This is a genomic window from Clostridium beijerinckii, from assembly GCF_008705175.1.
Classification (GTDB): domain Bacteria; phylum Bacillota; class Clostridia; order Clostridiales; family Clostridiaceae; genus Clostridium; species Clostridium beijerinckii.
In genome coordinates this window covers 4,449,227-4,472,500 of sequence record NZ_CP043998.1, presented here as the reverse complement: position 1 = coordinate 4,472,500, position 23,274 = coordinate 4,449,227, and the positions used below count along the sequence as shown (strand labels likewise).

24 protein-coding genes and 2 rRNA genes (1 of these 26 running past the window's edge) are annotated in these 23,274 nt (G+C 30.9%); 18 read left to right on the top strand and 8 right to left on the bottom strand.

Going from position 1 to position 23,274, the window contains the following annotated elements; translation table 11 throughout:
• The 5 genes from F3K33_RS20240 to F3K33_RS20220 form a co-directional block, all read left to right on the top strand.
• Positions 1-2,415: ribosomal RNA gene (locus F3K33_RS20240) — 23S ribosomal RNA — on the top strand (it extends 496 nt beyond the left edge of the window).
• Between the two features lie 275 nt (positions 2,416-2,690).
• Positions 2,691-2,807 (top strand): 5S ribosomal RNA (rrf, locus tag F3K33_RS20235).
• A gap of 509 nt (positions 2,808-3,316) precedes the next feature.
• Positions 3,317-3,559: a hypothetical protein gene (locus F3K33_RS20230; RefSeq protein WP_039769576.1), complete on the top strand. Its 243-nt coding sequence runs from the start codon at positions 3,317-3,319 to the stop codon at positions 3,557-3,559.
• Positions 3,560-4,348: 789 nt separating this feature from the next.
• Positions 4,349-5,872, top strand: coding sequence for a S8 family peptidase (locus tag F3K33_RS20225; protein ID WP_039769578.1), 1,524 nt, complete (start codon positions 4,349-4,351; stop codon positions 5,870-5,872).
• A gap of 264 nt (positions 5,873-6,136) precedes the next feature.
• Positions 6,137-8,107 (top strand): methyl-accepting chemotaxis protein, encoded by a 1,971-nt coding sequence (locus F3K33_RS20220; protein WP_039769581.1) that lies wholly within the window; start codon positions 6,137-6,139, stop codon positions 8,105-8,107.
• A 256-nt stretch (positions 8,108-8,363) separates the two neighbouring features.
• Here F3K33_RS20220 and F3K33_RS20215 read toward each other — a convergent pair whose 3' ends face one another.
• Together F3K33_RS20215 and F3K33_RS20210 are read right to left on the bottom strand one after the other, a co-directional pair.
• The gene (locus F3K33_RS20215) at positions 8,364-9,023 is read right to left on the bottom strand and encodes an ImmA/IrrE family metallo-endopeptidase (RefSeq protein WP_039769583.1); all 660 of its coding nucleotides are present in this window, start codon (positions 9,021-9,023) and stop codon (positions 8,364-8,366) included.
• Entirely contained in the window at positions 9,004-9,357 is a 354-nt protein-coding gene (locus F3K33_RS20210; protein ID WP_017211864.1) for a type II toxin-antitoxin system RelB family anti-toxin, read from the bottom strand. Before F3K33_RS20210 ends, F3K33_RS20215 begins: the two co-directional genes overlap by 20 nt.
• Positions 9,358-9,530: 173 nt before the next feature.
• On the opposite strand from F3K33_RS20210, the gene F3K33_RS20205 reads away from it, so the two are divergent.
• On the top strand, positions 9,531-10,328 hold the full coding sequence (locus F3K33_RS20205) for a polysaccharide deacetylase family protein (protein ID WP_039769586.1): 798 nt from the start codon (positions 9,531-9,533) through the stop codon (positions 10,326-10,328).
• 288 nt (positions 10,329-10,616) lie between these two features.
• Positions 10,617-11,009: a hypothetical protein gene (locus F3K33_RS20200; RefSeq protein WP_039769590.1), complete on the top strand. Its 393-nt coding sequence runs from the start codon at positions 10,617-10,619 to the stop codon at positions 11,007-11,009.
• A 274-nt stretch (positions 11,010-11,283) separates the two neighbouring features.
• Here F3K33_RS20200 and F3K33_RS20195 read toward each other — a convergent pair whose 3' ends face one another.
• Together F3K33_RS20195 and F3K33_RS20190 are read right to left on the bottom strand one after the other, a co-directional pair.
• A complete protein-coding gene (locus F3K33_RS20195) occupies positions 11,284-11,601 on the bottom strand; it encodes a hypothetical protein (RefSeq protein ID WP_012060114.1) in 318 nt (105 codons plus the stop codon).
• A 50-nt stretch (positions 11,602-11,651) separates the two neighbouring features.
• Positions 11,652-11,963: a hypothetical protein gene (locus F3K33_RS20190; protein ID WP_012060113.1), complete on the bottom strand. Its 312-nt coding sequence runs from the start codon at positions 11,961-11,963 to the stop codon at positions 11,652-11,654.
• Between the two features lie 183 nt (positions 11,964-12,146).
• On the opposite strand from F3K33_RS20190, the gene F3K33_RS20185 reads away from it, so the two are divergent.
• The 5 genes from F3K33_RS20185 to F3K33_RS20165 all read left to right on the top strand — a co-directional run bounded on the left by F3K33_RS20185 (position 12,147) and on the right by F3K33_RS20165 (position 16,692).
• Positions 12,147-12,593 (top strand): chemotaxis protein CheW, encoded by a 447-nt coding sequence (locus F3K33_RS20185; RefSeq protein WP_039769594.1) that lies wholly within the window; start codon positions 12,147-12,149, stop codon positions 12,591-12,593.
• On the top strand, positions 12,571-14,286 hold the full coding sequence (locus F3K33_RS20180; protein ID WP_039769597.1) for a methyl-accepting chemotaxis protein: 1,716 nt from the start codon (positions 12,571-12,573) through the stop codon (positions 14,284-14,286). The genes F3K33_RS20185 and F3K33_RS20180 overlap by 23 nt, the downstream gene beginning before the upstream one ends.
• A gap of 160 nt (positions 14,287-14,446) precedes the next feature.
• On the top strand, positions 14,447-15,178 hold the full coding sequence (locus tag F3K33_RS20175) for a sulfite exporter TauE/SafE family protein (RefSeq protein WP_039769599.1): 732 nt from the start codon (positions 14,447-14,449) through the stop codon (positions 15,176-15,178).
• A 184-nt stretch (positions 15,179-15,362) separates the two neighbouring features.
• The gene (locus tag F3K33_RS20170) at positions 15,363-16,220 is read left to right on the top strand and encodes a YitT family protein (protein WP_017211870.1); all 858 of its coding nucleotides are present in this window, start codon (positions 15,363-15,365) and stop codon (positions 16,218-16,220) included.
• A gap of 259 nt (positions 16,221-16,479) precedes the next feature.
• Positions 16,480-16,692 carry a LexA family protein gene (locus tag F3K33_RS20165; RefSeq protein ID WP_023976641.1) on the top strand — a complete coding sequence of 71 codons (213 nt, stop codon included), beginning with the start codon at positions 16,480-16,482 and terminating at the stop codon, positions 16,690-16,692.
• 203 nt (positions 16,693-16,895) lie between these two features.
• On the opposite strand, the gene F3K33_RS20160 is transcribed toward F3K33_RS20165, so the two are convergent.
• The gene (locus F3K33_RS20160) at positions 16,896-17,219 is read right to left on the bottom strand and encodes a hypothetical protein (protein ID WP_023976642.1); all 324 of its coding nucleotides are present in this window, start codon (positions 17,217-17,219) and stop codon (positions 16,896-16,898) included.
• Between the two features lie 100 nt (positions 17,220-17,319).
• Positions 17,320-18,147 (bottom strand): nitroreductase family protein, encoded by an 828-nt coding sequence (locus F3K33_RS20155; protein WP_039769603.1) that lies wholly within the window; start codon positions 18,145-18,147, stop codon positions 17,320-17,322.
• 160 nt (positions 18,148-18,307) lie between these two features.
• On the opposite strand from F3K33_RS20155, the gene F3K33_RS20150 reads away from it, so the two are divergent.
• The 3 genes from F3K33_RS20150 to F3K33_RS20140 all read left to right on the top strand — a co-directional run bounded on the left by F3K33_RS20150 (position 18,308) and on the right by F3K33_RS20140 (position 20,401).
• The gene (locus F3K33_RS20150; protein WP_039769605.1) at positions 18,308-18,664 is read left to right on the top strand and encodes a winged helix-turn-helix transcriptional regulator; all 357 of its coding nucleotides are present in this window, start codon (positions 18,308-18,310) and stop codon (positions 18,662-18,664) included.
• A 1,002-nt stretch (positions 18,665-19,666) separates the two neighbouring features.
• Entirely contained in the window at positions 19,667-19,915 is a 249-nt protein-coding gene (locus F3K33_RS20145; protein WP_012060104.1) for a hypothetical protein, read from the top strand.
• 339 nt (positions 19,916-20,254) lie between these two features.
• A complete protein-coding gene (locus F3K33_RS20140) occupies positions 20,255-20,401 on the top strand; it encodes a hypothetical protein (RefSeq protein ID WP_023976645.1) in 147 nt (48 codons plus the stop codon).
• A gap of 123 nt (positions 20,402-20,524) precedes the next feature.
• On the opposite strand, the gene F3K33_RS20135 is transcribed toward F3K33_RS20140, so the two are convergent.
• Positions 20,525-20,842 carry a hypothetical protein gene (locus F3K33_RS20135; protein WP_012060102.1) on the bottom strand — a complete coding sequence of 106 codons (318 nt, stop codon included), beginning with the start codon at positions 20,840-20,842 and terminating at the stop codon, positions 20,525-20,527.
• A gap of 431 nt (positions 20,843-21,273) precedes the next feature.
• Here F3K33_RS20135 and F3K33_RS20130 point away from each other — a divergent pair, with 431 nt between their 5' ends.
• Together F3K33_RS20130 and F3K33_RS20125 are read left to right on the top strand one after the other, a co-directional pair.
• Positions 21,274-21,717, top strand: coding sequence for a GNAT family N-acetyltransferase (locus F3K33_RS20130; RefSeq protein ID WP_012060101.1), 444 nt, complete (start codon positions 21,274-21,276; stop codon positions 21,715-21,717).
• 112 nt (positions 21,718-21,829) lie between these two features.
• Positions 21,830-22,180, top strand: coding sequence for a CFAP61 family protein (locus tag F3K33_RS20125; RefSeq protein ID WP_039769608.1), 351 nt, complete (start codon positions 21,830-21,832; stop codon positions 22,178-22,180).
• 29 nt (positions 22,181-22,209) lie between these two features.
• Here F3K33_RS20125 and F3K33_RS20120 read toward each other — a convergent pair whose 3' ends face one another.
• Positions 22,210-22,686, bottom strand: a complete 477-nt coding sequence (locus F3K33_RS20120; protein ID WP_023976648.1) for a hypothetical protein — start codon at positions 22,684-22,686, stop codon at positions 22,210-22,212.
• Between the two features lie 89 nt (positions 22,687-22,775).
• Here F3K33_RS20120 and F3K33_RS20115 point away from each other — a divergent pair, with 89 nt between their 5' ends.
• Complete coding sequence (locus F3K33_RS20115) at positions 22,776-23,225, top strand: GNAT family N-acetyltransferase (protein ID WP_039769611.1); 450 nt, start codon at positions 22,776-22,778, stop codon at positions 23,223-23,225.
• Positions 23,226-23,274: the final 49 nt, after the last annotated feature.

Below are 23,274 nucleotides of genomic sequence, written 5' to 3'. Positions count from 1 at the left end.
GTGAGGGAAAGGTGAAAAGAACCCCGGGAGGGGAGTGAAATAGAACCTGAAACCATGTGCCTACAACCGATCAAAGCACCTTATGTGTGTGATGATGTGCTTTTTGTAGAACGAGCCAACGAGTTACGGTATGTAGCGAGGTTAAGTACTTAAGGTACGGAGCCGAAGGGAAACCGAGTCTTAATAGGGCGACTAGTTGCATGCTGTAGACCCGAAACCGGGTGACCTATCCATGGCCAGGTTGAAGCGAGGGTAAAACCTCGTGGAGGACCGAACCACGTTGCTGTTGAAAAAGCATGGGATGAGCTGTGGATAGCGGAGAAATTCCAATCGAACTCGGATATAGCTGGTTCTCCTCGAAATAGCTTTAGGGCTAGCGTCGGAAAATGTGAGTAGTGGAGGTAGAGCACTGAATAGGCTAGGGGGCATAGCGCTTACCGAACCTTATCAAACTCCGAATGCCACATACTATCAGTCCGGCAGTCAGACTATGAAAGATAAGTTCCATGGTCAAAAGGGAAACAGCCCAGATCGTCAGCTAAGGTCCCAAAGTGTAAGTTAAGTGGAAAAGGATGTGGGATTTCTAAGACAACTAGGATGTTGGCTTAGAAGCAGCCACTCATTAAAAGAGTGCGTAATAGCTCACTAGTCAAGAGATCCTGCGCCGAAAATGTCCGGGGCTCAAACTTACCACCGAAGCTACGGGTTCACGTGTATAACGTGAGCGGTAGAGGAGCGTCGTAATCGGGCTGAAGTCGTACCGTAAGGAGCGGTGGACTGATTACGAGTGAGAATGTTGGCATTAGTAGCGAGATGTAGGCGAGAATCCTACAGGCCGAATATCTAAGGTTTCCTGAGTAAAGTTTGTCTTCTCAGGGTTAGTCGGGACCTAAGGCGAGGCCGAAAGGCGTAGTCGATGGACAATTGGTTGATATTCCAATACCACTATAATCGTTATTATCGATGGTGTGACGGAGAAGGATAGGATGTGCTAGCTATTGGATGCTAGTCTAAGCGTTTAGGGAGTTGGGATTGGCAAATCCGTTCCAACAATTCTGAGGCGTGATGGGGAAGGTTCTACGGAACCGAAGTATCTGATTCCATGCTTCCAAGAAAAGCATCTAGAGAGAGAAGTAGTGCCCGTACCGCAAACCGACACAGGTAGATGAGGAGAGAATCCTAAGGCCGACGGAAGAATTGCAGTTAAGGAACTAGGCAAATTGACCCCGTAACTTCGGGAGAAGGGGTGCCTGAGAAATCAGGCCGCAGAGAATAGGCACAAGCAACTGTTTAACAAAAACACAGGTCTCTGCTAAAGCGAAAGCTGATGTATAGGGGCTGACGCCTGCCCGGTGCTGGAAGGTTAAGGGGAACACTTAGTGGTAACGCGAAGGTGTGAACTTAAGCCCCAGTAAACGGCGGCCGTAACTATAACGGTCCTAAGGTAGCGAAATTCCTTGTCAGGTAAGTTCTGACCCGCACGAATGGCGTAATGACTTGTGCACTGTCTCAACTGCAAATCCGGCGAAGTTGTAGTGCGAGTGAAGATGCTCGCTACCCGCGATTGGACGGAAAGACCCCGTAGAGCTTTACTGTAGCTTAGCATTGAATTTCGGTATTGTCTGTACAGGATAGGTGGGAGACTGGGAAACTAGGGCGTCAGCCTTGGTGGAGTCGTTGTTGGGATACCACCCTGATAGTATTGAAGTTCTAACTGGATGCCATGAAACTGGTGACAGGACATTGTTAGGTGGGCAGTTTGACTGGGGCGGTCGCCTCCTAAAATGTAACGGAGGCGCCCAAAGGTTCCCTCAGAACGGTCGGAAATCGTTCGAAGAGTGTAAAGGCAGAAGGGAGCCTGACTGCGACACCTACAAGTGGAGCAGGGACGAAAGTCGGGCTTAGTGATCCGGTGGTACCTCGTGGGAGGGCCATCGCTCAACGGATAAAAGCTACCTCGGGGATAACAGGCTGATCTCCCCCAAGAGTTCACATCGACGGGGAGGTTTGGCACCTCGATGTCGGCTCGTCGCATCCTGGGGCTGAAGTAGGTCCCAAGGGTTGGGCTGTTCGCCCATTAAAGCGGCACGCGAGCTGGGTTCAGAACGTCGTGAGACAGTTCGGTCCCTATCCGTCGCGGGCGTAGGAAATTTGAGAGGAGCTGTCCTTAGTACGAGAGGACCGGGATGGACTGACCTATGGTGTACCAGTTGTTTCGCCAGAAGCATAGCTGGGTAGCTAAGTCGGGAAGGGATAAACGCTGAAAGCATCTAAGTGTGAAGCCCACCTCAAGATGAGATTTCCCATAGCATAAGCTAGTAAGACCCCTTGAAGACTACAAGGTTGATAGGTCAGAGGTGTAAGTGCGGCAACGTATTTAGCTGACTGATACTAATAGGTCGAGGGCTTGACCAATATAATCAAGTTGTAATATACATTAAATAGAGAGAAAGCTCGACTCACTAGCGTTCGCTGAGTAAGTTCGAGGAACCAAATATGAAATTTGGACTCTCACTTATGTGCAATTTTGAAAGAACAAAGTTCTTTTAAGTAGTAATTATTTAGTATAATTGCTGAAAAAATAGTATAAGCGATGGACTTGGGTTATTTTTTCTAAGGAAACACTAACTCACATACGTTCGTTGGTGTGCTGTTTTTCAACCAAATCGAAGATTTGGGAAAAACATGCATCTCGTGATGATGGCATAGAGGTAACACTCCTTCCCATTCCGAACAGGAAAGTTAAGGTCTATAGCGCCGATGGTACTGCATGGGAGACTGTGTGGCAGAGTAGGACGTTGCGAGGTAAGTATAAAAGATAGCTGTAATGGCTATCTTTTTTTTGTCTTATTAAATATACTAATTAAATTGGTAGTAAGGAAGTTTTTATATAAGGAAATATGAGTTTCAATTAGTAAATAAATTTAATAATAAACTATAAGCTTATTTCATATGTTATAAAAGAATTCATGAGCCGGCATGTATTGCTTTAATTTAGTTTTTATATTGTTTCTAGAATAAGTGGGAAGAAAGCCATTTATAAGAAATAATCATATTAAGTTGAGCTTTTCTATGTTACTTATTTACATATATAGAATATATATTATCAATTTAATTTTCTTGTAACATATGAGGTAATATGTTAAAATAGTGTCAAATAATTAGGTGTAAAAGTTTTATTATTGGGATTTATCAAAAATACTCTGATAATAATATTAAAACAATAATATTGTTATACGATAATTAAATAATAAGAGCTAAATAAAGATTCAAAAAATATGATATATTTAAAAGGGATATGAGAGGAGAATATTTAATGGAGGCAGATTGTAATTCATCTGAAGGGGAATCTATCTTAAATAATTGGATGAAGGAAAAGTGTGATAATATGGAGTTGGTAGTAGTGAATGATATTCCGATTTTAGTGGAGGATTGTTTATCTATACTAACAGGTACTGTTGCTAAAGTTAAAAACTCAACTGACAAGTTAATTGTCACAACTATAGACAATACTAATTATGTTTTAGAATCGTTCACAGAAATGAATATTACAAATTAAACGTATTTTGAAAATTCATATTAACATGTTGGAATTCGATTTTATACAGAAGGAGATAGCTTTTTACAAGACTATAAGAGTGATATTTGGATTCCTATAATATCAGAGAGTAAAAATTAGTAATAAAATATTTTAAATTAAATATAATTGGCTTAGTATTGCCGAAATTTAAAATAAAAGCAGGTGGTTTTAATTAAACTATCTGTTTTTATTTTAGAATAAAACGAGTTAACTCTCCTTTTTATATATTAGAAAGTGGCTATAAAGGTTAAAGTATCCATAAAGTGCAATGAAAATAGTTTTAATATTCGTAGGAGATTTAATGTATTCTGATGAAAAATTAACAAGCCACTTTGAAGTTCATGAAATTATTTTGATAGTAATGTATTTATGTGAATAATATTCATGTAAACCCTTTATAAGGAATAAAATCCTTGTATGTTATGAATTGTAGGGGATATGCCACTATGATATAATTATGTTAAAAGATGAAGCAAACACTATAGGAAATTATGGAATGCAAAATTATATGGACTAAATTCATAGAATATGTATGACAGTTACTGAATAATGCAAGATAAAGTAATATTCTGTCACTATTCGTTTGAATAGTTTTTGGTTATATAGAATTATAATAAAATTAATCAAATCTGTTTATCAGTACAGTTCCTTAGAAGTGCAGATAAAAAGTTACTTTGATTTATAGGAGGAGGGAAGAAGGTCTAAAAGAGTGGTGATAAGCTTAATTAAGTACATTTACGAAAGATAAATTTAAGGAGGGGTACACAAATGAAAAAAATTATTTCAGCAGTTACTTTTTTATTAGTAGCATTTGGATTTACAGCAAATGTTAATGCAGCGGTAGTAACATCAGTCTCAACATCAAATGAACGAGTAATCATCGTATTTAAAAATAAAGCTGATAAAAATGTAGTTTCAAAAGCGAGAGGAAATGTAAGACGAGAATACAAAAATGCAAACGTTCTATCAGCATCTGTTCCTACTACAGCTATTAAGGATTTGAGAGATGATCCCAATGTATTAGCCGTAGAACAAGATATAATAGTTAAAACAAATTCTCAAACAGTAGACTGGGGAGTGAATAAGATCCAAGCTCCGACAGCATGGTCTTCAAGTTATACTGGAAAAGGAGTAAAAATCGGAATTGTTGATACTGGGATAGCTAACCATGAGGATCTATCAGTTGCAGGTGGCGCAGCTTTCACATCTTATACAACATCATATTTAGATGATAATGGGCACGGAACGCACGTTGCAGGTATAATAGGAGCGAAAAATAATGGTTATGGAATTGTTGGAGTTGCTAATGAGGCAAGTCTTTATGCTATAAAAGTATTAGGAAATGATGGGGCTGGATACCTTTCTGATATAATCGCAGGAATAGATTGGTGTATTACAAATAAAATGGACATTATTAACTTAAGTCTTGGTAGTTCCGTACCATCAACTGCATTGCAACAAGAAGTTGACAAGGCTTATAATCAAGGCATTTTAGTTGTTGCGGCAGCAGGAAATGATGGTACATCAGATGGATCAACGGATACTGTAGATTATCCAGCAAAATATAGTTCGGTTATAGCAGTAGCGGCAATTGATTCTAATAATAAAAGACCTTCGTTTTCCTCTACAGGAAATACTGTTGAAGTAGCGGCGCCAGGGGTTAGTGTTCTTAGTACATATTTAAATAATAAATATGTATCTATGAGCGGTACTTCAATGTCAGCACCTTTTGTTACAGGAGATTTAGCATTATTAAAGCAGGCTAATCCAGGGTTTTCTCCAAATCAATTACGTGCAAAACTTAATGAAAATGTTATTGATTTAGGAATAAGCGGAAAAGATAGTTGGTATGGTTATGGGCTAATACAAGCACCTAGAGGACAAACATCAACGGTGACACAGCCAATTTCAACAATACCAACTAATACGCAGCCTGTTACTACTCAACCAGTTGTAAGTCAGCCTGTGACAACGCAACCTTCAAAATTAGGGACAAGAACGGTTGTGTCTACAAATAAAGCCTATTACTTAGCAGGTGATATAATATATATTAAAGCTAAGGTTACAGATACTTCTGGCAAAGCAATTCAAGGAGCAGCCGTTAAATTTAGTATTACTTCACCCAAAGGTGTTGTGACAATATATAAAGGAATGACAGATAGATCTGGAGAGGCTTTTTTTGGTATTTTGACATATAGAATTACAGGAAAAGGTACTTATAAAGTTCTGGCTGAGACTACATATAGTAGTTATATGACAAGTTCGTCTAATACTGCATTTCAAATTTATTAAAAATAGTTTATATAGTAGAACTTAGTGAAATACATTACCTACCACTATTTTGTGGGAGGTAATGTATTTTTTGATTAGAGGACATTACTAAAGCAAGGAATAATTCACAATAAAAAAGATAGATGCATTGGAATTTGTTGGACTAATTACTATAATTAATAAAAAATGTCTGTTTTATAGGAGGTATTTCGCTGATATTGTCGAATATTAATTAAAGTACTAATCTAATATTTTAGAAATATATAATAACTTAGGAGGAAAAACATGAATATTAAAAGGAAGTTGACGTTAACACTTCTTCTTGCGAGTTCTGTGCCTTTAATAATATTCACAATCATTAATTTGTTTTTTTCACAAAAGATTGCGATAGAAAATGCACTAGCTGATAATTTTAAAAGAGCAGAAATTGTGGATGAAAAGATAAATGGTTTAATTGAGAGAAATATGTATGGGATAAAGAGCATGGCTAGAAATCCTATTATTAGTTCCTATGATGCAGAAAAATCTAAACCAATTTTAGTTGAGAGTTCAAAAGTATATCCAGATTTATCATTTACGGCTGTTACTAAATTGGATGGAGTTCAGTTTGTGAGAAGTGATGACTCTAAATCATCTGATATATCAGATCGTAATTTTTATAAATCAGCACTTAAAGGACAGGATGAGGTTGTATCTGAAGTTCTTGTAAGTAAAGATAATGGAAGTTTAATCACAGTTCTAGCAACGCCTATTAGAGATAAAGAGGGCGGGATTGTAACGGGAATTTTACAAGGAAATATTGAACTTCCAGTGCTAAATTCTTTTGTTAAAGAGCTTTCGCAGGATAATGCAACTGTTTATATCGTAGATTCAGACGGCAAATTGCTAGCTCATCCTACTAAGACATTAGACAAGCCAGAAGATCGTACAGATTTAAATGATTTCGAATTTATTAAGAAAGGTGTAAAAGGGGAGAGTGGTTCCGAAGAAGTAGTTAAAGATGGGAAAAGTATGCTTGTGAGCTATGTTCAGGATAAAAAGACGGGATGGGTTATTTGTGCTGAAATTCCTAAAAGTATTACTGTTGAAAAAAGCATACATTCTTTAATTAATACTAGTTTAATAGGAATAGTTATATTGTTTATTACATGTGGAGGAGTTTTTGTTCTAGTTGGTTATGCAACTAAACCATTGCATATACTTTTAAATGCAGCAAATAAGATTTCAAATGGAGATTTAACAGTTAATAATATAAACATAAAATCCAACGATGAGATAGGTAATTTAGGAAGAGCATTTGAAAAAATGGCTGTTAACTTACGAGAGGTAATAAATAATATTAAAGAACATTCAGAGAGAGTTTCATCAGCATCTAGTGAGATGACAGATGTTTGCGAGCAGCAGTCAAAAGTTGCTACAAATTCTGCAGAAAATGTTAATGAAATTGCGGAAGGTTCTATGTTAGTAAGCTCTAAGATAGATAAAATAAATTCTAATATGAATATTTTAGATAGCGCAATAAAAGATATAAATGAAAAATCAGATAATGTTTCTTCGGCTGTACAAACTGCGTCTAGCTATTCTGAGAAGGGAAGCGAGGCACTCCATAAAGTTAACTCAAGTATGGTTAATATTCAAAGTTCAGTTAACGATACATCTAAAGTTATAGACAAGCTTGGAGAGCATTCACAAGCAATAGGGAAAATTACAGAAGTAATAAAGGGCATCTCAGAACAAACAAATCTGTTGGCTTTAAATGCAGCAATAGAAGCAGCACGTGCCGGAGAACAAGGAAAAGGATTTGCAGTTGTTGCTGATGAGGTTCGTAAATTAGCAGAACAATCTGGAGAAGCTGCGGGGCAGGTTAGTGCTCTTATAAATGGTATACAAAAAGAAACTGAAAATGTAGCTTTAGTTATGAATAAAGGCATAAATGAAGTTAATGATGGATCTAAAGTAGTGAATGAAGCTAATAGCTATTTTCAATTAATATTTAAATCTATACAAGAAGTTGCATCTAATATGCAGGAAGTAAGTAATGCTATAGATAATATGAATAAAACTGAAAAGGAAGTATTTATTAACATAAGTGATATTACACAACTTTCTGAGGCTGTAGCAGGAGAAACTCAAGGAATATCTGCGGCTACAGAAGAACAAGTAGCTTCAATTGAAGAAATGACAGCATCAGTTCAAAGCTTTAGCGATATGGCTACAACGCTTAAAGAATTAACAGATAAGTTTAAGACAAATTAATTCTATTTATCTGTAGTATAAATAAAACTTAATTGTAATCATCTAAGTTTTTTATAAATAAAGGTCTATTGCGTTAATAGATTAAAATTTAATATGCTCCCTTTTATGATTGATAGTTTTTTCATCTTAACTGTCTACCATATAGGGAGCATATCATTAATTTATAGTGCGATAGTCCTTTTTTGCTTATAAACCATGGAATAGTAGTGAAACTATTATACTTTATATAATAAAAATTTTAGTTTAGATAATATAGCTAAAATGAATTAATAAAACTAATAAATTCTAAATATTCAAGCCTTTGAGAATTTAAATAAGATTCGAAGTTTCTGATAATGAATCTATCTGAACTAGTTAAAATATTATTCTCGCACCACTTCTTATAAAATTTGTATCTATAACGTGCCGCTTCAGAAGATATTGAACAGTACGTTTCTATGTCATGAGAAGATCTAATATTCAACTTATGAAGAATTACTGGATTAGATAATAAAAGACCAGTAAAATAATTTGCTTCAGCCTCCATAATTTTATATTCAGATTCTGACAGGTAGTCATCAAATATTTTAGTATTATCAGATGAATAATGGCTACATAAAATATGACCTAATTCATGAGTTAAAGTCCATCTAATTCTTTCATCAGATTTAAAATCTAAATCATTATAATAAATTATATACTTATTTGAAGGTTTAAAATAATCAGTACATCCTTCGTCAGAAGTTAATATTTCAAAAGTTTCTTCTTTGGTTAAATTGTGATCAAGCATGAATCGATGATAAGAAACTATTTTTATATTATCGAAAGAACCTATTATTTCAAATACGTTTATAGGAAACTTACTAATATTTAATTTTATATAAATATCATTAACTATCTGTTTTATACGCTTATATCTAATCGTCGAAGTACTCATCAAAAGCAGACCTTAAAATTTTCATCATTTTTTCTTTGTTTTTAGGATCCATTTTTCTTCGAGCTCTCTCAATTCTTCTTATATCATCATCGCCAAATCCAGTGTCACTAATTCTCTTATCAGGAAAGTCTAATTCTTCTATATTATCAGACAATAAGTAATCAACAGTAGTATTTAAAGTATTTGCCAACTTAATTAATGTATCATTGCTAGCACCTTGTCTATTTCCTTCTATCATTCCTATAGTAGATTGACTTACACCAATAGCTTCAGCTAACTTTTGCTGTGTAATTTTTCTCTCTTTTCTAAGTAGTTTTACTTTATCACCTAACATTATAAATTCACCTCTTAAGATAATTTTATCATAGTGACCGATAAATTCAATAAAAAAATTAAAAAAATGAAAGTAATTTTATTATTAATCTATAAACCACATTATTTTCATAACATGAGGAGAAAATAATTAATAAAATTAACCTTAAAATTAAATAATTAAAGGAGAAAAATATGAAAATGAAGAAATCGGCAATTTTATTAACTGGCATAACAATACTCAGTTTCTTATTAATGAGAAATTTTCATGTTAATAATCTGAAGTGTATTAATCTAATAAAAAAAGAGGTTTTAGCTGTTAATAAAATTAATTATTTTAATATGGAAGTATCTTTACGTAATGAATCAAAACAATACGAAATAATTAATGAAGTTTATAGTAAAGATCATGTGAAGATTAATTACCCACAAGTAAAACATTATGCTGATGCAGTAAAGCTTGAATCCATAAATAAAGATTTAAAGAATGCAGCCCTAAGTATTATAAATATATATGTTGAGAATGATACAAATATTAATGATATAAGCATGGAAGTAAATTATGAAGTGAAAACTAAAAATAATAAATATATATCAATAGCTTTTAATGGACTAGTAAATATTAAAGGAACAGCATATCCAACTTCAATCTTTTATACGGTTAATATAGATTTAGAGAACGGTTTAACAGTTGGTCTTTCAGACTATGCTAATGCGCAGGGAGTACTAGAAAAATTAAAAAAGTTAGATGATGTTAAAATGCTTTCAGAGGATGATAAATTAATAGAAGCACAGAAGTCTGTTATAAAAAACATTAGTGATGATGAACTTTTAAATATATTAAAAGATGCTGATTTTCACGAGAAAGATGGTGTGATTGAAATTCCAAAGAAAGGAGCCTATAGCTATATGGAAGATAATAAAATAGTAATTAGCATTCCAATGATTCATGCTATAGGAGATCATGCGGAATTTATAATAGAAAAGCAATAGAAATCTTTAAGTAAAGTTTTTGTAAGATAAAAAATATAGTTGAGATTGACCACCTATATTTTTCAATTCATTGATGCTGTTTAGCCTCCGCCAGTAACATTTTTGAAAACTTATAATTCTAGTTTTTGAGCCTTATACATTTGAATAGTATAGAAAATGTAAGTAAGTTATTAAAAATTAAGAATTTAGTAATAAGAATATATTACTATTATATGATATAATTGGATAATGGATTTTGATGCAGATAATTATTTATTCAATTAAAATATATAATTTGGAGGGCGAAATATGGCAAGTGTATTAAATGATGAAGAAATACTATGTTCTATTAATTCTTACAAAGATATTAAAGCTTCAAGTAAAGTAGCAAATACGTTGGTTAATTTGCTAGCACAGGGAGTTGCAGGTGGAGTAGTAAATGATTTTAAATTGATTCTTACTCCTAAAAATTTATATATACAGGCTATTACTCATGCTGTTTGGGGAGGGCTATCTGATATTGCTTATACAGATAAAATATCAAGAGAAAATATAAAATCATTTAATGTCAAAAATGAAGATGCAAAAGAATATATTGAAATAATAACAAAAGATGATAAAGTAGCAAACTTTATTAGAGATAATGAAAAAAAGAACGATTTAGCATTAGTGATGTCGTCAATTTTAAAAGAAGGTAAATAAAATTCAATTGAAAAATCATTGAGAAAGTCATCTTGTATGGAAATGTCATTTAGTTAACTAAATGACATTATTTATATAGTGGCTTTTTTGATATAAGGTGAGTTTTAATGCTATTAGCCTAAACTATATATAGCTGTTCTTAAGCAGAAGTAAATCGCGTTTTGCTGATTGTAGTCTTAAACTTATAAATTGTACAAAATCTTAATTGGAATTTATAGTAATTATAAAAGTACAATCATTAAATACTAAATAGATCTTGTAGATTTATTCTCTTTTAAGATATAGTCACTTCTCCATTTCCAACTACAACTATTTTATATCCATCTTTAAGCGGAAGTAAATTATATTTCTGTGATTGAGGTCTCAATCGTAAAGACTGTATAAAATTTTGTTCGGAATCAAAAACAAGTATGTAAGCACGCTCATTATAAGAATCATTTTGAATAGTATAACTTGTATTAGGAGATAGTTTTAAATCTTCTAATGTGTAGAACCCCTTTTTTAAAACTCTAGATATGGACAGAGCCTGAATTGTTGAAATATTTAATGACAAAAATAAGAAAAATAATATTGAAACAGTAAATTTTTTCATAGATATGACCACCTTTATATTTTTTGCTAAAGTAAACTAATCTATATACTCTAAGAAATAGTAATTTCACCATCTCCAATTATTATTATCTCATATCCAATTTGGATAGGTGGTAAAGCATATTTTTCTGATTTAGGGACTAATCTTATAAATTCCTGAACAATTTCATTTGAATCAAAAAGCACTACAGAAACATATTCAGTGGGAGAGGTATTTTGTATTGTATGCAGAGCATCAGGGGATAAATTTAAATCTTTTGTTGTATAAAAACCCTGTCTAAGAATTCTAGGCTGATCGGCAGAAGCCGTTATTGTTATATTAAATAATAAGAAAATAAAAAATATAATGCTGATTTTTCTCATTAAAGTAATTAATCCACCTTTCTAAATTGAACTGCAAATATATTTTATTTTTTGAAGATAAAAAAAATATATTCACAAAACATAATTTTAAATATTTTAGTTCTTTGCTCAGTAACAATGCATTTCCAATTTTCATATTATGTTATGAAGAATATGCTGCATATGTAGCAGGGAGGGAAATTAATGACTGAAGAGCAATTTGTGGTGTTTCATATAGGAAAAGAGAGGTATGCGGTGCCAATAGAACAAGTTAATGAAATTATTGGCTATGTGGCTCCTAATAAAATACCATTGAGTAGAGAATATATACTAGGAGTCATAAATTTAAGGGGAAGAATAATACCGATAATTAATTTAGGTGAGAAGATCTGTATAAAAAATGAAAAAAGATATGATGAACAGAAAATAATAATTATTGAAGATAGTGAAGGCGTTTTTGGTGCCATGGTTGATGAAGTAGATGATGTTAAAAGGATTCAGAAAGATAGTATAAAAAAGATTAATTATGATGTATGTAACGGAAATGAATATATAATTGGAATTGCCAAACAAGATAATTATCTAATAGTTATATTAGATTTAAATTTATTTTGGAGGAAGTGTTCAAATGAAATTTACAATCAGAAATAAACTTATTGCTTCATTTGGGGTAATAATTTTGCTAACGTCTTTTTTAGGAGTGTATTCTATAATATCAATTAAAAATGTAAAAGATAAAGCAAGTGAAATTGCAGAAGTTTGGTATAAGAGGAGCGAATTGGCTCATACTATGGATCAAAATATGTCAGAATATAGACTTAGAGAATACAGACATGTACTAGAAGATGATCCTGACTTAATGAACGCTACAGAAAAAGAACTTCAAGATTTGAGAGAAGAGTTTGAAGATGAATTAAAAGAATATCAAGGAACTATGATATCAAGCGATGATATTGAGATATTTAAAGAAATTAAAGAGTATTATCCTAAGTATTTTGAAACTAGCAGGAAGACTATTCAATTAAGTAGAGAATCTCAAAATAAGGATGCATTTAATTTAATGTATGGAGAATCTAGACAGGATTTTGAGAATGTAAATAGCGCAATTGAAAAACTTGTTCAATATAACCAGGAACAGGCGAATTTGGCCAATATACAAAATGATCAAATTTATAATCACTCAAGATTAATGCTCACACTGAACGTAATAATTATAATAATAATCAGTCTTGTAGTAACAATATCTATAATAAATATTATTACAAAAAGAATAAACTTTTTGGTTAAATTTATTAATAAAACTGCGAATTTAGATTTAGTATTTGACCAAGCTGGTTTGAATATAATAAAAAGATATAAGGACGAATTTTACGATATGGGTATTGCAGTAGCAAACATGAGAAGAACACTAAGAGAACTTGTGGAAAGTATTAAACAGAACTCCGTAAATGTAGCATTAAATTCTGACGTTTTATCAAATATAATATCTGAAACATCTCAGTCAATAGAGGCTATAGCGAAGGCAATTGATGAAATGGCACAAGGTTCTACTGATCTTGCAAGGAATACTGAAACTGGAGTAGATAAATTAGAGGTTTTAGCAAAAGAAATTCATGATTCGGTAGAAAATACTAATTCAGTGAAGAATTATATAGAATTGGCGTTAAAATCAAATTTGGAAGGTATGGAGAATATAAATAAATTAAAAAGTGTTGTAGAATCAAACCATAAAGTAGCGGAAAATATACTTGATCAAGTTAGTGTTTTAAATAACAAATCTCAATCAATTGAGAAAATAACTGACGCAATTAAGGGCATTACATCACAAATTAATATATTGTCTCTTAATGCAGCCATAGAAGCAGCAAGAGCGGGAACACAAGGAAAGGGATTTGCTATTGTGGCTGAGGAAATTAGAAAACTTGCATATGAAGCCGCTGATTCAACAAAAGAAATAGATGCTATCGTTAGAGAGGTTAAGAAGGAAATAAATAAAACTAAATCAGAAATGATAACGGTAGGAAATATGGTAATTCAAATGGGTGAGGTATCAAATGATACTGAAAAGGCATTTAAAACTATAGAAAGTTCAGCATCTAATGTGGTTAAGCAAATAGATAGGATAGTAGTTAGTATAAATAGTATAGACAATAATAAAAATGATGTTATAGGAAGTATAAGCGATATGTCTGCAATAGCAGAAGAGTCAGCTTCTACTACGGAGGAAATATCGGCATCCATAGAACAACAGTCTGCAAGTATGGAACAAATAAATCAATCTGCAAAAGATTTAAAGAATGTTTCCATAGAGCTGCAAGATTTAATAGCTAAATTTAGAACTTAAACTAATGATGAGGTGTAGTAGGTATGAAGATTCTACACCTTAAATTTTTTTGAAGTATATGGAAGTTAATAAACAATGAAAGGAATGTTTACCAAATGTGTTATAATTGATAATAATAACAAAAGTTAAAGATATAATTTAAGCTTATGGGGGGCAAAAAATGCAAAACATATATCTTTTTATTTCTACTTTATTTGCATATTTTACGAAAGGTATAACTGGCTTTGGAAATACACTTGTTATGGGTTCGTTATTTTCCTTTGTAGTATCAAATAGGTTAACAACACCAGTAGATCTTCTATTTGGAATTCCAACAAATACATATATGGCATGGAAAGAAAGAAAAAATATCTCTTTAAAAATTGTCATTCCATTATCTCTCATGCTGCTGGCAGGTATTGTACCTGGAACATTACTATTAAAGGCTGGAAGCGATCGGATATTAAAATGTATACTAGGTGTTGTAATTGTTGGAATTGCAGTAGAAATGTTAACAAGAAAGCCTAGTAAAATTCAAAATAAGAAAGCTAGCATTATTTTTCTCATAGTAATAGGAGTAATTTCAGGAATATTAGCTGGGCTTTATGGAATTGGAGCACTTTTAGTTGCATATGTCAGTAGAACTACAGAGAATAAAAATGAATTCCGCGGAAATATTTGTTGTATTTTTTTAGTAGATAATATATTTAGATTTTTCTTATACTTATTTACAGGAATATTAACTAAGGAAGCATTAATTATGGCTTTATGTCTTTCTCCATCAGTTATTATTGGAATGATTATAGGAGTTAAAGTTGATTCAAAGATGGAAGAAGAAACAGTTAAAAAATCAGTAATTGCTTTACTTATAGCAAGTGGAATGATTTTATTTTTAAAGAGCTTTTTTAGCTAATAATGCATAACCCCAATAATAAAAGGACATTAGATATATCATTATTAAATTAATTTTTAAAATTAAAATTAGAATATTTAAGTAATATTAAAAACATATAATAAAGTAATGAAAACTATGTTATAATTTATATAGTATAGTTTTTACTATTGGATAAAATATATTAAATTTAAGGGGGAGTTAAATGACGAAAAAATATAATGATATTTGGGTTAAAGCAAGCAGAATATTATTTATGATAATAGGTTCAATTTTGGTAGCAGTAGGTTTAGAGATATTCTTGATACCTAATAATATAATAGATGGAGGCATGACTGGAATATCAATTATGGCAAGCTATCTAACAAAAGTACAACTAGGAGTATTTACATTTCTATTTAATTTACCATTTGTTATAATAGGATATAGGCAAATAGGAAAAACATTCGCTATTTCAACTATATTTTCAGTAATATGCTTGTCAGTTGTAGTAACATTGCTTCATCCAGTTCCAGGAATAACACAAGATGTACTTTTAGCCACTATATTTGGCGGAATTATAATAGGAGTTGGAGTAGGCTTGATTATAAGAAATGGTGGTTCTTTAGATGGAACAGAAATTGTAGCTATAATATTAGAAAAGAGAACTGCATTTTCTATTGGGGAAATAGTTATGTTTTTTAATCTTTTCATCTTAGGAACTTCGGGGTTTATATTTGGATGGGATAGAGCGATGTATTCTTTAATAGCATATTTCATTGCTTTTAAAACCATAGATATAACAGTTGAAGGCCTTAATGAGTCAAAAGCAGTAATAATTGTATCGGATAAAAATAATGAAATATCAGAAGCAATAATGGCTAGGCTTGGTAGAGGAATTACTTTGTTAGATGGAAAGGGCGCTTATAGTGGCACAGAAACAAATGTTATTTATGTGGTTCTATCAAGGCTTGAAATAGCAAAGCTAAAAAATATTGTCCATGGTTTTGATGAAGATGCATTAGTTACAATTACAAGTGTTGAAGGAACGGGCAAAAAATACGCAAAGAAAGCTATACATTAATTTATAGCAATCATAAAATATAATAAAAATATGTTAAATAATTGCATAAGATTATAGACTTAAAAGAGCCGAAATTAATTTTAGTTTTGGTTCTTTTTGCGTTCTTATTTACAAAATACCCTAAAAGTAGTAATATATATGCGAACGTATGTTTGTAATAGCGTCGTCTGATAATTTAAATATGTTTAGGTATTATATTGAAATAACCAAATTTAAACATTAAATGACATTATATATAAAGCTATAGGGAGATGGTTCTATGTTAACAGAAAAACAACAAGAAATATTGGATATTATAAAAAACTATATAGGCAAAGAGAAGATATCTCCAACGGTTAGGGAAATTGGAAAGTTAGCAGGATTGGCATCTACGTCAAGTGTACATGCACATATAGAGAGATTAGAAAGGAAAGGATATATCTATAGGTCAAGTAATTGCCCGCGAAGTATTCGAATAAAAGATAATATTTAATTAAGATGAATATTACAGAGCATAAAAGTTCAAAAAAATCAATAAAAACTTTAGATGGGACTATTAAATCTGTAAATGAAAATAGGAAGATTGTATTAGAAACATATCTCCCCAATAAAATTGATATCTTATTAATATGTAAAATTTTAAAGATTTTATAATATAAGACTATTCAAATGAATTTTAGATATTTTTTTGATTTGCTAGGAAAAGGTGATATTACCGCCTCCAATAATTATGATTATGGAACCAAATTCTAAAGGTTTTACAAGGTAATCAGGAGAATTCGGTTCAAGTCTCAAAAATTCCTGCATTTGTTGATTTGAGTCAAAAATAATGATAACAGATCTACCAGTAGGGGATGTATTTCTAACTTTATAAGTAGTATTTGGTATTAAGCCTATATCCTTAACTCTGTAAAAGCCTTCGGTTAAGGTCTTTGGGTTGGGATCAGCATAAGCGCTCCTTATACTCATACTAAGAGACATAAATAAGAAAACAGAAAATATAATAATAAATTTTTTCATTGGTACAACTACCTTTCATAGTTTTGTCTATAGAATCAAACTATTCTTTCTAGCTTTTCTTTAGTATGCGATTATTAAATAAAAATTATGTATAATTCACTCAGTGAAAGTACAGTAGAAGACATAATACTTCTAGCGGGTTTCTATCTACTATTTTTCTATATTTATATTTTGGATAGCCAACCATGACAGCTCCTGTTATAACTTTGTTATCAGGAATTTGAAGCAGTTCTAGTAGTGGCTTATAGTTTGAAAAAGCACACATTTCAAATAATCCAGCCCAGCATGAACCTAATCCAAGAGTAGTAGCAAATAATTCAAGATATGAGAATGCAGAAATAGTATTTTTTATTCCATTTTTAAAATCTTTTGTAGATGTTGCTAATATTATGTGTGGAGCATTACGTAAAATTGAGTCTTCACCAGCTTCTCTATAATTTTTGACATGTCTTGAAAAGCTCCAATGTGGAGATGGGGAATTTTTAAGTTGATCTTCCATCCATTCTACTACTATGCTTGCAGCTTGTTGTAAAATCTTTTTATTTTTTATTACAATATATGAAAGTCCTTGTGTATTACTAGCTGTAGGTGCAAAACGAGCTATGTTAACTAATTTTAATAGTGTCTGTTGAGGAACTTGGGTTTCCTTGTAGCAACGGATTGAACGGCGAGACCTAAGAAAAGATTCAGCAGTGCTAGAATCTATAATTGGAAATGATTCTAAATCCAATTGATTAGATAAAGGTGTTTTAATATTATCTATTGAACTAGAGGGACATACTGCAACACAATGGCCACAGGTAATACAATTATCTGGGTGAATAGCTATTGGTCCATTTTCATTCATAGATAAAACTCCACTTGGGCATACATTTGAACAAAGTCCACATTTAACACATGTTGATTGATTTACAGTAATTAATTCCATTGATATCACTCCTATTTGAGAATACTTAATAAAATCCTAGATTAATTATTTCAGGATACTTACAAAATATAATTTATATGTTATAGGAATTATTATCAAGAACGCACTTTTTAGTAACGTAGTTACTATTTATATACTTAAAATTAAAGAGGTAGTGAAAATGATGAGATTTAAAGGAATTGAATATAATTGCTCTATGGAATTAACTTTAGATATTATAGGAGGAAAATGGAAGCCAATAATTATTTGGCATTTAGGTAAAAGAACCATGAGATTCAATGAATTAAAAAGAAGTTTACCTAATATTACACAAAAGATGTTAACTCAACAGCTGAGAGCTTTAGAGGATGATGAGTTGATTAATAGGATTGCTTATAATCAAGTACCACCTAAAGTTGAATATTCTTTAACTAGCTATGGACGAAGCCTTCTGCCTATTTTAGCTAATTTATGTGATTGGGCAATTGATTATTCAAATACTGTTGAGGAAAAGAATATGCTTAAGGAAAAAATATAATAGGAAATTAAATGAAATTTAGAATACAGTTCTCTTATGTAGGAATACATTGGGATGGGGGGACTCCTACAACGAGGAGTCCGAAAAATAATTATGAAAACTTAATTTATGTCACATAATTAGTATTGCACATATAGAGAGAAATATTCAAAATAGGAATAAAAAATTGAATATTTTTAGATGTGGATTCTTGAAAGATGATTTAATTAAGAGCAATAAAGATAATAGCTAAAAATATTTGTATTTACTCATGTAAAATATTTATTGCTATAAAGTGTTTCTGCATTTTGTAAGATAGATACATTATGCATATTTGATAAAGTTGATATAAGCAAAGATTTACCGAGAACTATAGGCGATTGGATACTAATTGTATATACCAAAATGGAAAATAAGTATTTATTTGATAATTTGAGATTGTAATTAATATATAATTATTATAAAAATATAAAAAATAGAGGTAGTATCAGTGGGGGACACTAACGATACTGCCTCTATTTTAATTAAGATATTACTCTTTTCATATAAAAGTATTGACCATGTTTAAGTAAAATATACAATTACAACAAAAAATTTAATTATCATTAATTAAGTTAATATCAGAACTAATTATCATTATAAAAAGCATGATTGATATAACTAAGAAGAAAGTTCTAAGTGAGGAAGTACATATGCATAGGTACGTGTAACATAATTTATCATTTGCTCATAAAATATATTACAGTCAGTAAACTTATGATAAAGAGGAACTGAAATTATGTCAATTTAAACAAAGGAAATTGAAGTTACTACTGCAGAGAATCAATTTCAAGCTGAAATAAGTGATGGCAACATTGTTGATTCTTTATTTCAAAACTCTATACAAATATCGAAGACTGGTCCTGCATATAGCAGAGTTGGAGATATAGTAACTTACACCTATGCTATTACTAATACAAATCTACTAGGAGATGGAACAAATTTTTTGATTTAGCATACATTTATATAATTAGGGTGAGAAATATGTATACAGAAAGAACTTTAATAAGATGTATATTCAAGTACAAAGGAAAAAAATATAATATTGAGGATATAATGCCACATTGTTTAGAAAAAGAAAGCTTACTATTTTTATATGAACACGGGAATTATTCAGATGATATCTATAGAGCATCTTTAATAAGAATAAGATATGGTGATGATGAGATTCCTAAATTACCAAAAGGAAGTAATGAAATTGAGTTAGTAGATATTGATATAAATTGTAATTAAGCACCACAAATGTAGGTGCTATTTTAATGTTTAAAACTATGATACGAATTTTAGGTTGAAGTTCGAAGAGTATAATAATAAAAATACAGAATAACTGAACATTATGAATACAAAAGAATATAGTTAGAAAGTAAAATACATTATATGGAATATGTGGTATAATGAATTCAATATGTTAATATTAAGAGCTGTTAATTTAGAGAAAAAGGTATTGTTAGATGTTTCGTATAGTACATAAAATTAATAAAGCAGTATAAATTTATAGCTCCACAGGTTATAAGGTGTTATGTATCTTAGTTAAATAAATTAAAGAAATGTTTTGTAACAGGGGGGTAACCAATGAAAGTAGCAGTCTTATTAGATATTCATGGAAATGGAGTAGCATTAAAATATGCCATAAGAGACTTGAAAGAACTAGGGATTAGCAAAATTGAAATAGTTAATGAGCCTCTTTTTAGAGGAGGCTCATTAAATGGATTACAATGAAGGGAAAGTTATAATTTATCCCAGGAGTATTATATGGAGTTAAGAAATAAATATTCATTATAAGGAAATTATTATTGCTATAAGATAATAATTATGATTTGAATAAATTTAAGAGTGAGAGCTCTATTGCTGAATAGTGATTGCTATTTCACCTTTTCCAACTATAGCAATACGATCATCATCTAAAATAGTACCTAAATTTACAGACTCATTTGCAGTATCAAACTTTTTATAAAAAATTTCATTACCATTTGGGTCAAATATTATTAGGCTTGCAATCTCATCTGGCGTTGTAAGCATGGCTGTGGCTTTAACTTGTTGCGTATCTGTAATATCATATACCCCTTCTTTATATGTATTTGACTCGAAAATTGCTTTTGCGCTGTGTATAGTAGATACTATTAATATCAAAAGTGCTATTAAAAAAGTTCTTAGTTTCATTTATACTAGCCTCACTTCCCGATATTTGAATTTGGATAAAAAATTATGTTAATAATACATGACGTGTCAATATACTGTTATTATGTGAATACTTAGTTAGACTATTCATAATTAGCAATTGTTGAAAATAAAAAAAGCTCTCATGTTGAGAGCTTTGGAGATTTAAATTGTGTTCATTTAGGATATTTGTTTTTTAATTGCCAGAACTGACCCTTTTTACGAGGGCAGCTGTTAATTAATAGATTAAAATAAAATTCAGATTATCATCATTTCAATAGATAGTATGTGAAATTACAATTTAATTATTCAAATTATTAATTGGTAATTTATTCAATTAAGATTGTTTGCAAAGCTGATAGGTAAAAATTGTTGGCATCAAAATTAGGGTTGGAAATAAAGAGATGTTTTATTTAAAGAAGGGGGGAAGAGTAATGGAGGTTAAAAAGATCATAAATGACAAAAAGAAGTTTCTTGATTTATTGATGTTAGCAGATGAACAAGAAGATATGATTGATAGATATCTAGAGAATGGAGAAATGTTTTCTTTATATGATGATGATTTAAAAAGCATTTGTGTAGTAGTAAAAAAAGATAGTAATATATGTGAATTAAAGAATATGGCTACATATGAGAAATATCAAGGAAAAGGATATGGGAAAAAGCTTATAAGATACATCTTAGATTATTATAAAGGAAAGTGTACAACTATGATTGTTGGGACAGGCGATAGTAATCTAACAATTCCGTTTTATGAGAACTGTGGATTTCGTGTATCACACAGAATTAAAAATTTTTTTACAGATAACTATGACCATCCAATATTTGAAAATGGAATACAGCTCGTTGATATGATTTATTTAAAAATAGACTTATAGAAAATGAAATAGAAGAATCTAAGGCGAAACTGCAATTTTTTAATAATTGGCTATCTTTATTAAATTTGTTGCTAGAATTATGGATTATGAGGAATATACTAGGAGGCACATAATGATAATAGAAGATAAAATAATAGACGGTAAAAACTTAAGATGGATACTTAGATGTCCTAGAAAAGAGGATGCAAATGAGTTGTCTAAATTAAGAGGTCAGATTGATGGAGAAACAGAAAATCTTGATAGAGAATCAGGGGAAGCGTTCTTAACTCCAGAAGATTTTGAAGAAATTATTTGTGAGGATAATACTTCTAAGATAAATCTATTTTTAGTTGCTGAAGTAGGCGGAAAAATTGTGGGATTTTCACGCCTAGAAGGAAATAAATTAATAAATGATCGTATTCACAAAGATGGAAAATATTATAATACAGTCATAATGGGAAGAATAAATAGCAACAATTATTAAAAATGTAATGAGGTCGTATAAATAAAGAATTATAGTTTTATTTTCTTTCTTAAAACTTTATTAGAGGTTTTAATTATTATATTATAGTTTTTTGAGTCACTTATTGCTCCAACATTTTCAAAAATAGCATAACCAGTTACGGAAGTATGTTCAGGTATATTTGTATTATTTAGAATGTTTTCTAATAATACGTTTGAATCGAGAGCCTTAAGGTTATTTTTAGCAGATTGTGTTGTTGGAAAAGTTGCTAAATGTGATTTAAATCCAGAAGTTAATTTTACTTTTATAACATCTATTGGATTAGATGAGTTATTTTCTATAGTTAGATTTATAATTGCTATTTTATTGTTTTTATTATAGTAACTTTTTGAGTTGTTGCAAGACAGTTTTAAGTTAGTATTAATTATTAAAAAAGCTTTATAAGCTAGTAGAAAAGTATCAATCGTTAAAAATATAAGTAATAAAGGAATAAAAATATTTAAGTTCGACATTATAAATCCAGTCATTCTTTAGCCACCTTTCACAATGATTTTATCATATATTTAGATAAAATAGAAAATCAAAGTTTAAATTTCAAGAAATGGAGATATTAACAATGAAGATTATTGAAAAGAATCCAAGTGATCCTGATTCCATACGTTTAATGGATGAATTGTCTAAAGAACTGGAATTTATAACTGGAGATAGCGGAAAAAATTCCTTTAATCCAGAGGATGTATGTGTTACCCGGTCCTTGTTTGTGGTTGCATATGATGATAATGGAGAGGCCGTAGGATGTGGAGGAATACGGTATATTAATAAAGATATAGCGGAAGTTAAGCGGATGTTTGCGAAGATTAAGACAATGGGTGTTGGAAGTGAAATACTATCATATTTAGAGCTTCAGGCAAAGAAAATGGGATACTCTGTTATTTGGCTAGAAACTAGATTAATAAATGAGCAAGCAGTAAATTTCTATAAGAAAAGAGGGTACCATCAGATACAGAATTATGGAAAATACAATGGAAATTCTAAAGCAATCTGCTTTGAAAAGGAGGTTATCTAATAATATAATAATATGAAAATCAGTTTATTATACTTAATATAAGCTAACT